Origin of the sequence: Microbispora corallina (genome assembly GCF_016863035.1) — a bacterium.
GTDB lineage: Bacteria > Actinomycetota > Actinomycetes > Streptosporangiales > Streptosporangiaceae > Microbispora > Microbispora corallina.
This window is the reverse complement of the sequence record NZ_BOOC01000003.1, coordinates 249,027-263,133: the sequence shown is the minus strand read 5'-3', so window position 1 is coordinate 263,133 and position 14,107 is coordinate 249,027. Positions and strand designations below refer to the sequence as shown.

At 72.7% G+C, this 14,107-nt stretch carries 12 protein-coding genes; 8 read left to right on the top strand and 4 right to left on the bottom strand.

The features are described 5' to 3' along the window. Positions 1–58 precede the first annotated feature (58 nt). Positions 59–667: a hypothetical protein gene (locus tag Mco01_RS05270; protein WP_204055748.1), complete on the bottom strand. Its 609-nt coding sequence runs from the start codon at positions 665–667 to the stop codon at positions 59–61. A 526-nt stretch (positions 668–1,193) separates the two neighbouring features. On the opposite strand from Mco01_RS05270, the gene aceE reads away from it, so the two are divergent. The 8 genes from aceE (at position 1,194) to Mco01_RS05230 (ending at position 11,815) form a co-directional block, all read left to right on the top strand. Next, on the top strand, positions 1,194–3,947 hold the full coding sequence (aceE, locus tag Mco01_RS05265; RefSeq protein WP_204055747.1) for a pyruvate dehydrogenase (acetyl-transferring), homodimeric type: 2,754 nt from the start codon (positions 1,194–1,196) through the stop codon (positions 3,945–3,947). Between the two features lie 154 nt (positions 3,948–4,101). After that, on the top strand, positions 4,102–6,048 hold the full coding sequence (locus tag Mco01_RS05260) for a serine protease (protein WP_239103353.1): 1,947 nt from the start codon (positions 4,102–4,104) through the stop codon (positions 6,046–6,048). A gap of 145 nt (positions 6,049–6,193) precedes the next feature. Next, positions 6,194–6,781, top strand: coding sequence for a hypothetical protein (locus Mco01_RS05255; RefSeq protein WP_204055746.1), 588 nt, complete (start codon positions 6,194–6,196; stop codon positions 6,779–6,781). Between the two features lie 22 nt (positions 6,782–6,803). Beyond that, the gene (locus Mco01_RS05250) at positions 6,804–7,838 is read left to right on the top strand and encodes a peptidoglycan-binding protein (RefSeq protein WP_204055745.1); all 1,035 of its coding nucleotides are present in this window, start codon (positions 6,804–6,806) and stop codon (positions 7,836–7,838) included. Beyond that, complete coding sequence (locus Mco01_RS05245; protein WP_204055744.1) at positions 7,835–8,545, top strand: ABC transporter ATP-binding protein; 711 nt, start codon at positions 7,835–7,837, stop codon at positions 8,543–8,545. Before Mco01_RS05250 ends, Mco01_RS05245 begins: the two co-directional genes overlap by 4 nt. After that, complete coding sequence (locus Mco01_RS05240; protein WP_204055743.1) at positions 8,542–9,792, top strand: ABC transporter permease; 1,251 nt, start codon at positions 8,542–8,544, stop codon at positions 9,790–9,792. Before Mco01_RS05245 ends, Mco01_RS05240 begins: the two co-directional genes overlap by 4 nt. Positions 9,793–9,866: 74 nt before the next feature. After that, on the top strand, positions 9,867–10,520 hold the full coding sequence (locus Mco01_RS05235) for a response regulator transcription factor (RefSeq protein WP_204055742.1): 654 nt from the start codon (positions 9,867–9,869) through the stop codon (positions 10,518–10,520). Between the two features lie 53 nt (positions 10,521–10,573). After that, positions 10,574–11,815 (top strand): sensor histidine kinase, encoded by a 1,242-nt coding sequence (locus tag Mco01_RS05230; protein WP_204055741.1) that lies wholly within the window; start codon positions 10,574–10,576, stop codon positions 11,813–11,815. 422 nt (positions 11,816–12,237) lie between these two features. Here Mco01_RS05230 and Mco01_RS05225 read toward each other — a convergent pair whose 3' ends face one another. From Mco01_RS05225 to Mco01_RS05215, 3 genes are all read right to left on the bottom strand, one after another. Continuing rightward, entirely contained in the window at positions 12,238–12,639 is a 402-nt protein-coding gene (locus Mco01_RS05225; RefSeq protein ID WP_204055740.1) for a VOC family protein, read from the bottom strand. 147 nt (positions 12,640–12,786) lie between these two features. Beyond that, complete coding sequence (locus Mco01_RS05220) at positions 12,787–13,500, bottom strand: helix-turn-helix transcriptional regulator (protein ID WP_204055739.1); 714 nt, start codon at positions 13,498–13,500, stop codon at positions 12,787–12,789. 144 nt (positions 13,501–13,644) lie between these two features. Beyond that, positions 13,645–14,103: a helix-turn-helix transcriptional regulator gene (locus Mco01_RS05215; RefSeq protein ID WP_204055738.1), complete on the bottom strand. Its 459-nt coding sequence runs from the start codon at positions 14,101–14,103 to the stop codon at positions 13,645–13,647. Positions 14,104–14,107 lie beyond the last annotated feature (4 nt).

Genomic DNA, 14,107 nt, shown 5'->3' with positions numbered 1-14,107 from the left:
CGAGAGCCACGGGTCTGCCGGACAGGCGACCGGGGGGCGTCCCCGCCGGGCTCGGGCTTCACGACGCCGCCCCTCTGATGGAGACGCGCTTCGAGGGGTCGGGATTGACGGCCGCGCAGCTGCGCATCTGGGCGACGAAGCCGCGCTTGCCGGCGGCCAGCAGCCGGGGCGGCAGCGGGAACTCGCCGTCCGGGTCGGGATCGGGCCAGTCAGGCAGGCCGTGGGCCCGCATGCAGCCGGCGTACGCGATCAGCCCGCGCATGTACTCGGGAGTAGGTGGGTGCGTCGCCATCGCGCCCGGCGGAAGGCGCCGGGCGATGGGCTCGCAGGCGGCCCGGGCGGCCTGCGGGACGCGCGGCGCGTTCGGCGGGAAGATCGGGTAGCCGCTGCGGTTGTCCACGATCGGATCGGGGAATCCGGGGACGCCGTGCGACCGGAAGCACCGGGAGATCTCCCGCATGACAGGCATCACCTGAACCGTCCCCGTTGCCGAGGTCCCGGCGCCCGGCGAGACCCCGCCCGCCCCGGACGCTCCCGAGCCCGGCGACTCCCCGCCTGAGTTCCCGGCGGCTCCCGCGCCCGGGGGCGCGTGCGGCGGGTCGCCGGTGCCGCAGGCCGCGACCGGGACGAACAGGGAGGCGACGGCCAGGATCATCGCGCGTCTCATCGGCGGCCCTCCGTGACGGTGCCGCTCCCCGCTCCCCGCTGACGCGACACGCGGAAGGACGGCGTGACGGTCGGAGGAGACGGCTGCAGCGGCGAGGGGTGGACGGCCCCGCACCCCGCGGGGCCGTACGATCAGGCTGGCGGCGCGGACGGCGCCCGGCATCGCGCCGCGGCGGGGCCGCTTGTCCCTCTTTCGGGGGATATCGCGAACCGGTCCGGGTACGCGGCGGGGGAGGCGGGTACGGAGGTTCCCGACCAGGAACAACCTGCTGTCCGGCAGGTAATGGAACCCCCGGTCGTGACCGGGAATGGGCGGTCGGGGAAAATCGTCCTACCATCGGTGGTCTAGGCCATGCGTACCCCGCTGCCAGCAGGGACGCTTCGGTTACCGGAGAGTAGAGATGCGCTTTGCGGTGAACCGAGCCAGGATGGAGAGCGACCACGAGCCGCGATCCCCGCGGGAACACAGCAGGCAAGACGTACCAGACCAGACGTGACCACAGTCCATTCTCGGAAGGCGAGACCCAGTGGCTTCCGGACGCCAGCGTTTCTCGATCATCAGCGACGGCCTACCCAGCCAGTTGCCTGATGTCGACCCGAGCGAGACCCATGAGTGGCTCGAATCGCTCGACAACGTCATCAAGACCGAGGGCCGCACCCGTGCCCGATATCTGATGCTTCGGCTGCTCGAGCGGGCCCGCGAGCACCAGGTGGGCGTGCCCGGGCTGCGCAGCACGGACTACATCAACACGATTCCGCCGGAGCGCGAGCCGTGGTTCCCCGGCGACGAGTACGTCGAGCGCCGCATCCGGGCCTACATCCGGTGGAACGCGGCCGTCATGGTGACCCGCGCGAACGCCCGGACCAACGTGGGCGGTCACATCGCCACCTACGCCTCCGCCGCGTCCCTGTACGAGGTGGGCTTCAACCACTTCTTCCGCGGCAAGGACCACGGCGAGTCGGGCGACCAGGTGTTCATCCAGGGGCACGCCGCCCCCGGCATCTACGCCCGCGCCTTCCTCGAGGGCCGCCTGTCGGCCGCCGAGCTCGACGCGTTCCGCCAGGAGCTGTCCCACGGCTTCCGCGGCCTGCCGTCGTACCCGCACCCCCGGCTCATGCCGGACTTCTGGGAGTTCCCCACGGTGTCGATGGGCCTCGGCCCGATCGGCGCGATCTACCAGGCGCGGTTCAACCGCTACCTGCTGAGCCGCCAGATCAAGGACACCAGCCGCAGCCACGTCTGGTGCTTCCTCGGCGACGGCGAGATGGACGAGCCCGAGTCGCTCGGCGCGATCGGCGTTGCGGCCCGCGAGGAGCTCGACAACCTCACGTTCGTCATCAACTGCAACCTGCAGCGGCTCGACGGCCCGGTGCGCGGCAACGGCAAGATCATCCAGGAGCTGGAGTCCTACTTCCGCGGCGCCGGCTGGAACGTCATCAAGGTCGTCTGGGGTCGTGACTGGGACCCGCTGCTCGCGGCCGACGTCGACAGCGTGCTGGTCAACCAGATGAACACCACGCCCGACGGCCAGTTCCAGACCTACTCCGTCGAGTCGGGCGCGTACATCCGGGAGAACTTCTTCGGCGGCGACCCGCGCCTGCGCAAGATGGTCGAGCACATGTCGGACGACGACATCCGCAAGCTGTCGCGCGGCGGTCACGACTACCGCAAGGTGTACGCGGCGTTCAAGGCGGCCCGCGAGCACGTCGGCCAGCCGACGGTGATCCTGGCGCAGACGATCAAGGGCTGGACGCTGGGCAAGGACTTCGAGGCCCGCAACGCCACCCACCAGATGAAGAAGATGAGCAAGGCCGAGCTCAAGGACTTCCGCGACCGGCTCTACCTGCCCATCCCCGACAAGGACCTCGAGGCCGACCTCCCGCCGTACTTCCACCCGGGAGAGGACAACGAGGAGATCGCGTACATGAAGGAGCGCCGGGCGGCGCTCGGCGGCTACCTGCCCAAGCGGGTCGTGCGCGCCAAGCCGCTCAAGCTCCCCGGCGACGCGGTCTACGCCGGCCTGCGCAAGGGCTCGGGCAAGCAGAACGTCGCGACGACCATGGCGTTCGTCCGCCTGCTCAAGGACCTCGTCCGCGACAAGGAGATCGGCGCCCGGTTCGTGCCGATCATCCCGGACGAGGCCCGCACGTTCGGCGTGGACGCGATGTTCCCGACCGCCAAGATCTACTCGCCCCACGGGCAGACGTACGAGGCGGTCGACCGCGAGCTGCTGCTGTCGTACAAGGAGTCGACCGAGGGCCAGATCCTCCACGAGGGCATCAGCGAGTCCGGCTCGATGGGCTCGGTCATCGCGGCGGGCAGCTCGTACGCCACGCACGGCGAGCACATGATCCCGGTGTACATCTTCTACTCGATGTTCGGGTTCCAGCGGACCGCCGACCAGATGTGGCAGCTGGGCGACCAGATGGGCCGCGGCTTCCTGCTCGGCGCGACGGCCGGCCGCACCACGCTGAACGGCGAGGGCCTGCAGCACGAGGACGGCCACACGCCGCTGATCGCCTCGACGAACCCGGCCGCCGTGTCGTACGACCCGGCGTGGGCGTTCGAGATCGCGCACATCGTCAAGGACGGCCTGCGGAGGATGTACGGGGAGAACCCGGAGAACGTCTTCTACTACCTGACCGTCTACAACGAGCCCTACCCGCAGCCCGCGGAGCCGGAGGGCGTCGACGTCGAGGGCATCCTCAAGGGCCTCTACCTCTACTCCCCCGCCGGCGGCGACGGGCCGAAGGCCAACATCCTGGTCTCCGGCGTCGCGGCGCCGTGGGCGCTGGAGGCGCAGCGGATGCTCGCCGAGGACTGGGGCGTCTCGGCCTCCGTCTGGTCGGCCACCTCCTGGTCGGAGCTGCGCAGGGACGCCCTCGCCGTCGAGGAGCACAACCTGCTCAACCCCGACGCCGAGCAGCGCACGCCGTACGTGACGAACCTGCTGTCCGGCGTGCCCGGGCCGTTCGTGGGCGTGAGCGACTACATGCGGGCCGTGCCGGACCAGATCGCGCAGTGGGTGCCCGGTGACTGGGCCTCGCTCGGCACCGACGGGTTCGGCCTGTCCGACACCCGCTCGGCGCTGCGCCGCCACTTCCACGTGGACGCGGCGTCGATCGTGCTGGCCGTGCTCACCCAGCTGGTACGCCGGGGCGAGGCCAAGCAGGAGGTCCTGCAGGAGGCCATCGCCCGTTACCACCTGAAGAACGGCGTGACCCAGGTCGTGGGCCAGCCCACGCCGGAGACCAACGACACCCAGTCCATGGGCGTCTGAGGCTGCCGACCGCGTACGGCCCCCGTCCTCACCGGGCGGGGGCCGTCGGCGTTCCCGGGGTTCGGGCGGCTGCCGGCGCGCTCAGGACGCGGCTCGCTCGTGCCCCAAGCCACCTCCAAGCAGGGGACAAGACGGCCCGTTCACGATTGCCTGCGTGAATGGAAATATCAGGAAATTCGCCGGCAGGCTGGTCGGGGCGGCGGCCGCGCTCGCCACCGTCGCGGCCCTCGGCGTCGCGGCTCCCGCCGCGGCGGACGCGGGGGACGCCGGGGACGCGGTCCCGGCCGGCACCCGGCTGGCCGCCCGCACCCAGCCCGCCGTGCAGCTCACCGCGTACACCTACTCGGGCGAGGTCGTCGTCCCGACCGGCACGATCAAGCAGGGGCCGTTCGACCAGCTCGTCAATCAGGCGACGGCGGCGGTCCTCGACGGCAAGATCTCCTCCGACGAGCGGAGCATCGCCAAGTACCTGTTCCAGCAGATGGCCGCCGACGTGGACCGTTACATCGCCCCCACCACGCCCGAGCGGACCGTCAAGGCGCAGGTCGGCGGGCTGTGCACGGGCTGGTGGGTGACCCCGGACGGGTACATGGTCACCGGCGCCCACTGCGTGCAGATGAGCGACCAGGAGCTGTCGGACGTCTTCGCCCAGCAGGCGTTGGAGAAGTTCAACAAGCAGGACGCCAAGCAGATCCTCAAGGACCTGCGGGGGATCTCGGCCGACGCGGAGATGGTCCAGCTGGCCCAGCAGATCTACGTGACCTTCAACAGCAGCCACCTGGAGATCCGCGGCCTGCGCAAGAGTCTGTCGGTGCTGCAGAGCCTGCCCGGGGGCGGCGTGGACAAGACGGCCAAGGAGGTCCCGGCCGAGCTGGTGTCGGTCGGCGAGAGCTACCCCGGCAAGGACTTCGCGCTGCTCAAGGTCAACGGCCAGCAGAACCTGCCGACCGTGCCGCTCGGCGACGACGCCGACGTGCGGACCGGCGACACGCTCTACATCAGCGGCTTCCCCGGCCTCGTCACGAACACCCCGTGGTTCAGCCTGGAGTCCAAGCTGGAGCCGGCGCTGACCGAGGGCCCGTACAACGCCCGGCGGACCACCAAGGAGGGCGTGCCGTACATCCAGACCCAGGCGCCGTCCTACCACGGCAACTCGGGCGGACCGGTGTTCGGCCGCGACGGCAGGGTGATCGGCATGCTGATCGCCGGGACGGTCAGCGAGAACGGCGAGGCGTCGGAGAACGAGAGCTTCGTGCTGCCGGTCTCGATCATCAAGGAGAAGCTGAACGAGAAGAACGTCCACCCGGCCGAGTCGCTGACGACCCGCAAGTACGACGACGCGCTGAACGACTTCTTCCAGCGGCACTACAAGGACGCGCTGCCCAAGTTCCGCGAGGTGCAGGCGCTGCTGCCGAGCCACCCGTACGTCGCCAAGTACATCACCGACTCCCAGGAGGCCATCTCCTCGGGCAGGGACGAGACCCCGTTGCCGATGTGGGTGTGGGTCGCGGCCGGCGCCGCCGTCGTGGTCGCCGTCGCGGGCGGCCTGGTGCTGCTGATGGTCGTCCTCCGGCGGCGCAGGCGGACGTCCGGGCCGGCGCAGGCCCCGGCGTACGGCGGCTCCTATCCCGCGGGCCCCTATCCGGGCGGGCCGTACCAGGGCTACCCGGACGGCCGTGGCGTGCCGGGCGAGCCGGAGCCCGTGCTGCAGGTCGGCGGCGGGGCGTATCCGGTCCAGGCCGAGATCGGTCCCGGCCCGCGGCCGCAGATTCCGCCCGGCCGGTACGAGGGACGGCAGGAGGCCTCGCTTGCCGGACAGGAGGCCCCGCGCCGGTACGACGCCCGGCAGGAGGCGCCGGCAGGGCCGCACGGCTCGCCGTGGGCCGGGCAGCGGCCGGAGGACGGCCACGAGGTTCAGCGGCCCGACGGCCCGACCCGGTACGTGCGGCCCGCGCCCTCGCCGTACGAGGGACCGGGGGCGGCCGCGGTCGCGCCGGGCTTCCAGCCTCCCACCCGGGACGCGTCGGCGCAGGTGGCAGACCTGGAGCGCGAGATCGCGGAGCTGCGCCGCCGGCTGGAGCAGCGCCCGCACGATGCCTGACCGCAGAATGCATGACCCGCGCGAGGGCCCGCCGAATTCCCGGCGGGCCCCGGCCTTTTCCGCCATCTTTCCGCCGGGGAGATAAACAACGGTTAAGCGAATTCGCTTAAGGAGTGTTTATCGGGGTTTTCGCTATACCTTTCCCATGACAGACAGACGAATACTGCTGGCGGCCGCCTCAGCCGTTCCGCTGCTGTTCCTGGCGGCCTGCGGCGGACCGGCGGACGGCGCAGGCGTCGCCTCCGCGGGCGGCGGCGGCTCCTCCCCCGCGCCGTCGCGCAGCGCGGGCGCCGATCCGGAGGCGGACGCCCTGAAGTACGCCCAGTGCATGCGTGACCAGGGCATCGACATGCCCGACCCCGAGCCGGGGAGCGGCATGATCCGCCTGCGGGTGAAGGGCGGGCAGGTCGACGAGGCGAAGCTGAGGAAGGCCGAGGAGGCCTGCCGGCAGTACAGCCCGATCGGCCACGGAGCCAAGCCGAACGATTCCCAGCTTCAGGACGCCGTGCTGAAATACGCCGCCTGCATGCGGCAGCACGGGGTGAACATGCCCGACCCGAAGGTCGAGGACGGGAAGGTGATGATCGGCGGCCCGGGAATGAAACCGGATTCGCCGACGACGAAAGCCGCGATGGCCGCATGCGAGAAACTCCTCCCCGGCGGCGGACCGGGAGGCGGACCCGGCGGAGGACCGGGCGGCTCCCAGGACGGTTCTCAGGGCGGCGCGTCATGACCTCGGCAGAGGGAGGCCGGGCGTGAGGCGGGCGGTGGTGGCCGCGGGGGCGGCGGTGGCGGTCGCCGCGGGCGGCGCGACCGCGGCGGCGGCACTCCACGGCGATGACGCGCCCGCTCCGGCCGCCACGCCGAGCGGGCCGACGGCCGAGATCACCCGCTCCGACCTCGTGGACACCAAGACCGTCGACGGCACGCTCGGCTACTCCGGGCGCCGGGCCGTCCCCAACGCCGCCACCGGCACCGTGACCCGGACGCGGTCCGAGGGCGCGGTCGTGCGCCGGGGCGGCTGGCTCTACCAGGTCGACGGGAGGCCGGTCGTGCTGATGTACGGCTCGATCCCCGTCTACCGCACCCTCTCGCAGGGCGTCGAGGGCGCCGACGTGCGCCAGCTCGAACGCAACCTGAAGGCCCTCGGCCACGACCCGGGCACGGTCGACGACGAGTTCTCCTGGCGCACCGCCCAGGCCGTACGAGAATGGCAGGACGACCAGGGACTCCAGGTCACCGGAGCCGTGGACGCCCGCCAGGTCGTGGTCGCCTCCGGGCCGGTGCGGATCGCCGACGTGACCGCGGAGAAGGGCGACCGCGCCGGCATGTCGGTCGTCACCACGACGTCGACCCGGCGGATCGTGCACGTCGACCTCGCCGCCTCCGACCAGAGCCTCGCCCGGCTGGGCGCCAAGGCGACGGTCGAGACGCCGACCGGCAGGCGGGTCCGCGGCCGCATCACCTCGGTGGGGACCGCGGCCAGACCCGCGAGCACCGACGGCGGCGAGGCGACGATCGACCTTGAGATCACGGTCAGCGGCGGGACCGGCCGGCTCGACCAGGCGCCGGTCTGGGTCGAGCTGGCCAGCGAGCGCCGCGCGCACGTGCTGTCCGTCCCCGTCGAGGCGCTGCTGGCGCTGCGCGAGGGCGGGTACGGCCTGCGGGTCGTGGACGGCGCCCGGTCGAGGGTCGTGGCCGTGGAGACCGGGCTGTTCGCGTCCGGCCGCGTCGAGGTGAGCGGATCCGGCCTGGCCGAGGGCATGAAGGTCGAGGTGCCCACGTCATGAGCGCCGTCATCGAGCTGACGGGGGCCGAGAAGGTCTATCCGGGCGGCGTCCGGGCGCTGCACGGGGTCGACCTGCGCGTGGACGCCGGGGAACTGCTCGCGATCGTCGGCCCGTCCGGGTCGGGTAAGTCGACGATGCTGCACCTGATCGGCACGCTTGACCGGCCCTCGGCGGGCACGGTCCGCATCGCCGGATACGACGTGGCGGAGCTGGACGACCGCGAGCTGTCGGCCCTGCGGGCCCGGCACATCGGCTTCGTGTTCCAGCGCTTCCACCTGGCCGAGGGCGTGCCGGCGGTGGACAACGTGGCGGACGGCGTCCTGTACGCCGGAGCCGGCCGCCGCGAACGCCGCGGCCTGGCTGTGGAGGCGCTGGAGCGGGTGGGTCTCGGGCACCGGCTCGGCCACCGCCCGCACGAGCTGTCCGGCGGGGAGCGGCAGCGCGTCGCGGTGGCCCGGGCCGTCGTGGGCCGGCCCTCGCTCCTGCTCGCCGACGAGCCCACCGGCAACCTCGACTCGGCGTCGGGGGCGGGCGTGCTGGCCCTGCTCCGGGAGCTGAACGCCGCAGGCACCACGGTCGCGATCATCACCCACGATCCCGACGTGGCCACCGCGGCCCCTCGCCGCGTACGCCTGCGGGACGGCGCGATCGTGGCCGACGAGCGGGCCGGCGCGGCGCCCGCCCACGAGCCGGCGGTGACCCCATGACCCGCGCACGAGCCGGCACCGACCCCGTGACGCCACGAGCCGGCGCCGACCCCGCGAGCCGCCCGCGGCTCCGGCCGGCACGGCTGGGCGTCTCGGACCTGCTCCGGGTGGGCGCGTCGGGCCTTCGAGTACGGCCGGCCCGGGCGATCCTGTCGGCGCTCGGCATCGCGATCGGCATCGCCACCATGGTCGCCGTGGTCGGGATCTCGGCCTCCAGCCGGGCCCGGCTCCTGAACGAGCTGGACAGCCTGGGCACCAACCTGCTGACCGTCACGCCCGGCCAGACGCTGTTCGGGAAGGAGGCCACGCTGCCGCCCGAGTCGCTCGGCATGGTCCGCAGGATCGGCCCGGTGCGCGCGGCCGCGATGACGGGGAACACCTCGGCCTCCGTCTTCCGCAGCGACCGGATCCCCACCACCCACACGGGCGGGCTGAGCGTACGGGCCGCCTCGCTCGACCTGCTGAGCACGCTCGGCACCGCCGTACGCCGGGGCGCATGGCTCAACGCGGCGACGGCCCGGCAGCGCGCGGTGGTGCTGGGGGCGGTCGCGGCCGGCAGGCTCGGCGCCGACGCCCCCGGCGACCAGGTGTGGATCGGCGGCCGCTGGTGGACGGTCGTGGGCCTGCTGGACGCCTCCCCACTGGCGCCCGAGGTCGACCGGGCCGCGCTGGTCGGGTTCGACGCCGCGGCGGCGTACCTCGGCTTCGACGGCAACCCCACGACCGTCTACACCCGGTCGGCGGACGACTTCGTCACCGACGTGCGGGAGGTGCTGCCCCGGACGGTCAACCCGGAGCATCCGGAGGAGGTGCAGGTGAGCAGGCCGTCCGACGCCCTGGCCGCGCGGGCCGCGGCGACCGGCGCGTTCACGAACGTGCTGCTCGGCGTGGGCGCGGTGGCGCTGCTCGTCGGCGGCGTGGGCGTGGCGAACACGATGGTGATCTCCGTGCTCGAACGGCGCAGGGAGATCGGGCTGCGTCGTTCGCTGGGCGCGACCCGCGGCAACGTGCGGTCGCAGTTCCTGACCGAGTCGCTGCTGCTGTCGGGCCTCGGCGGGCTCTGCGGCTGCCTGCTGGGGACGGGCGTCACAGCGGCGTACGCGGCCTGGCGAGACCTGCCCTCGGTCATCCCGGTGTGGGCGGTGGCCGGGGGCCTGGGGGCGACCCTCCTCGTGGGCACGGCGGCCGGGATCTACCCCGCCATGCGGGCGGCGCGCATGTCACCCACGCTGGCGCTGTCCACCTGACCGCCGCCGCCCGGAGATCGCGGGCCGGGGCGTCCTTAAGCGGCGTTTAGCCCCGGCTCGCCATCCTGGGCGGCATGCGGGTGCTCATCGCGGAGGACGAACGGGTCCTGGCCGACATCGTGGCGACCGGGCTGCGCCGGGAGGCGATGGCCGTCGACGTCGTGTACGACGGGGACGCCGCCCTCGAACGGGCGACGGTCAACGACTACGACGTCATCGTCCTCGACCGGGACCTGCCGGAGGTGCACGGCGACGAGGTGTGCCGCCGCCTCGTCGCCGAGCGGATCCCGGCGCGCATCATCATGCTGACCGCGGCCGGCGACCTCCGGTCGAAGGTCGAGGGCCTGTCGATCGGCGCGGACGACTACCTGCCCAAACCGTTCGACTTCCCCGAGCTCGTGGCCCGGCTTCGCGCGCTGGCCCGGCGCGCGCCGCAGGCGGTCCCGCCCGTGCTGCGGCGGGCGGGCATCACGCTCGACCCGGGGAGGCGGGAGGTCTTCCGGGACGGCCGGTACGTCGCGCTCAGCCCCAAGGAGTTCGCCGTGCTGGACGTCCTCATGCGGGCCGGCGGCACCGTGGTCAGCGCCGAGGAACTGCTGGAGAAGGCGTGGGACGAGAACATCAGCTACTTCACCAACTCGGTGCGGGTGACGGTCATGACGCTCCGCAAGAAACTCGGCGGGCCGCCGGTCATCGAGACCGTCACCGGCGCCGGGTACCGGCTCTGACGACGCTCACGGCCCTCGCGGGGAGGGCCCTGCGGCGCCCGGCCGCCCTGCGCATGCCGGTGCGGGCGCGGCTCACGGCGGTGTACGGAAGCCTGTTCTTCCTGACCGCGGGCGCCCTCGTCGTCATCAACTACTTCGCGGTCAACAAGATCCTCTACCGGCGGTTCACGGTGAGGCTGCCCGGCGCGCCCCTCCCCGACCTGCCCGCGGGCGTCCCCACGGGCAAGGCCGTGCTGATCCAGCAGTTCAGCAAGTCGGAGCTGTCCAGCGGCGATCCCGGCGACACCGTCTTCATCCGGTCGGTCAGCGACGAGGTCGAACGCTTCCGCCAGCTCGTCATGGACTCCATGCTGCAGTGGTCGCTGCTGAGCACGCTGCTCATCGGCCTGTTCGGACTGGCCGTGGGCTGGCTCGTCGCCAAGCGGGCGCTGGCGCCCCTCCACACCGTCACCGAGACGGCCCGCACGCTGTCGGGCAGCACGCTGCACGAGCGCATCGCCCTCGACGGGCCACGTGACGAGATCCGCGACCTCGCCGACACCTTCGACTCGATGCTCGAACGGCTCGACTCCGCCTTCGACAGCCAGCGGCGGTTCGTCGCCAACGCCTCACACGAACTGCGCACGCCGCTGGCCATCAACCGCGCCCTGCTGCAGGTGTCGTTCGCCGACCCGGACCTGCCCGAACAGCTTCGGTCCGTCGGCGCGGAACTGCTGGCCGCCAACGCCCGCCAGGAGCGGCTCATCGACGGTTTGCTGCTGCTCGCGCAGACCGAGCGCGAGCTCACCACGCGCGAGTCCGCCGACCTGGAGGACCTGGCCGGCGCCGTCGTCGCGGCCGCGCCCGGCCGTCCGCCGGTGCGGGCGCACCTGGCCGCCGCCCCCGTGACGGGCGACCCGGTGCTGCTGGAACGCATGATCGGCAACCTTGTCGACAATGCCGCCAAGTACAACGACGAGCGCGGCGAGGTGCACATCCGCAGCGGCGGCGACGGCGCCACGTCGTTCGTGACGGTCGAGAACACCGGGCCCGTCGTCGCGCCCGACCAGGTCGCCGTCCTCTTCGAGCCGTTCCGCCGCCTCGGCGGCGACCGGACCGGCTCGGCCAGGGGCGCCGGACTAGGCCTGTCCATCGTGCGGGCCGTCGCCACCGCCCACGGCGGCACCGCCGAGGCCCGTCCCCGCCCCGGCGGCGGCCTCGTCGTCACCGTACGGCTCCCGCGCGCCCCCGCCGGCTCCCCCGCGCTCGCCACCCCGCACGGAAGAGCCCTCGACCCGGGACCGAGGTTGCCGTAACAGGGCCAGGGCCGAGGCCCGGCGGCCCCGGTCAGGCCCGGCCTGGTGGCACCGCCGCGCCTGACCGCTGCGGGGACGCTTGCCCTGGAGCCGGGTGAGAGGGCCATCCGGGCCCAGGTGGGCCACGCTCAGGCCTGGCCAGGGGGCACTGGGCCCCCTGAGCACGGCGGGCATGCTCGCGCCGAGGCCGGGCGGGCGGGGGAAGGGGCCGTCGCACGTCCCGGGCGCGATGGGAAGGCTCTCGCGGATGCGCGCCTGCGGAAGGGACGAGCCGGCGGCCGCCGCCGCGGCCCGGCCTCGGTGAGGGCCGTCCGAACGCCCTCTCGGCCCGGAGGGGAAGTGCCCGGAGGGAAGACGCCCGGAGGGGAAGCGCGGGAGGTCAGGTCCCGCGGGCGTCGGACGGCCTCGAACGCTCCGGCGGGTCAGACGCCCGCCATCGCGAAGACTCCGAAGAGGTTGCCCGAGGTGTCGTGCAGGTAGGCGAAGTCGGGCCCGCCCGGGTTGCCGACCGCCTTGAAGACCACCTTCCCGCCGAGGCCCTCGACCCTGTCGCAGGTCTCGGCGACGTCCGCGACGTGCACGCAGAAGACGGCGTGGTTCGGGCGCTCGCCGCCGGTGCCGAAGACGCCGCCCTGCGGCCGCTCATCGGTGGGATAGCTGACGATGCGGTAGTCCATGCCGCCGGCCGCGGCCTGCTCGTCGGCCTGGTAGCGCCAGCCGAACAGGTCGCCGTAGAACCGCTGGACGCCGTCCGGGTCGTCCGTGGCGATCTCGAACCAGGCGACGGTGCCGAAGGCGGGGGTCTCGGCGGCGGGCGTGGTCATGTCCTTCTCCCTGCTGCGTGTGCTCGTGACAAGTGGTGCGCGAGCCGGATGCCCGAAGGCGCCCGTCGCCCGCGTGGTTCCAGCGTCTCCTCCTGTGGCGACAACCCCCTGTCGGTGTTTATGGGGAACATGTTTTCGAATGTCGTGCTAGTCGAGCACCGGATAACGGGCGATCATGTGAGGGACCTCGGCGCCGAACGCCTCGATGGGCCGCTTCGGCACGCGTTCCTCGGTGAGGGCGGCCTCGGCGATCCGGTCGAACCGGAAGACGCGGACGGCGTCGCGCAGGCGGCACCAGGCCACCAGGTACCACGAGCCGGTCCGCCCGCCCACGAAAGCGCCCGGCTCGACCTCCCGTCTGGTGAGCGACCCGTGGACGTCGGCGTACTGCATGCGCAGGACGACGCCCTTGACCAGGGCCTCCTCGATGACGCGCCCGATGGATCCGGTGTAGCCCTCGTCGGGCTTGTCCTCCGCCAGGATCTGCACCCGGGTGGCGAGCTGCCGCGCCCGCTCCCCCTCCGGCCCCGGCATGGCGGCGACGAGCTTGCGCAGCGCGCTGCGCGCGTCCGCCGCGAACGGCTGCTGGTCGGTGCGGCTGAGCGCGATCGCCACGGCCACGGCCTCGGCCGGGGTGAAGTTGAGCGGGGGCAGGGACATACTCTTCTCGAGGGCGTAGCCTCCCCTGCGGCCGATCTCGGCGTAGATGGGCACGCCCGCCTGTTGCAGGGCGGCGATGTCCCTCTCGATGGTCCGCGGGCTCACCTCGAAGCGCAGGGCGAGCTCACGCGCGGACCGGCAGCGGGGGGAGATCGCCCGCAGGTCCTCGACGATCGCATAGAGCCGGTCGGTACGGTTCACAGGCCAGACGCTAGGACACCCCACCGACATTTCCGCTGACGCGTTCGAATCTCCAGCCTGTCGTGGCGACGTCCCGTGCGCCCCGGGGAAGACGGCCGAGGACGGACCGGGGAAGAGGGCCGAGGACGAAGCCGCACGAGGGGGTCAGCCGCCGACGGCTTCGGCGATCCGGCCGAGGCGCTCGCGGCCGGGCTCGGGGAACCGCTCGTCGGTGACGTCGGCCGAGGTGATGCGGTCGAGGCGGAAGACCCGGACGTCCTCCCGCAGCCTGCACCAGGCCACGAGGTACCAGTGCCCGCCGCGGCCGCCCAGGCAGATGCTCGGCTCGACGTCGCGGGTCGTGGAGACGCCCTTGCTGTTGACGTAGTCGACGCGCAGCACCCGGCGGCGCAGCAGCGCCTCGTCGATGGCGCGTTTGACTGCCTGCGGCCCGGCGATCGAGTACCCGCCCTGCTCGATCCGGATGGGGACTCCGGCCTCCCGTAACTTCGCCACGTCCCGGACGACGGTGCTCTTGCTGACGCCGAGGCGCGACGCGAGCTCGCGCGCGGACAGGCATCCGCCGGACCTGAGCTCCTCGACGAGCGCGTCCCGGCGTTTCATGACC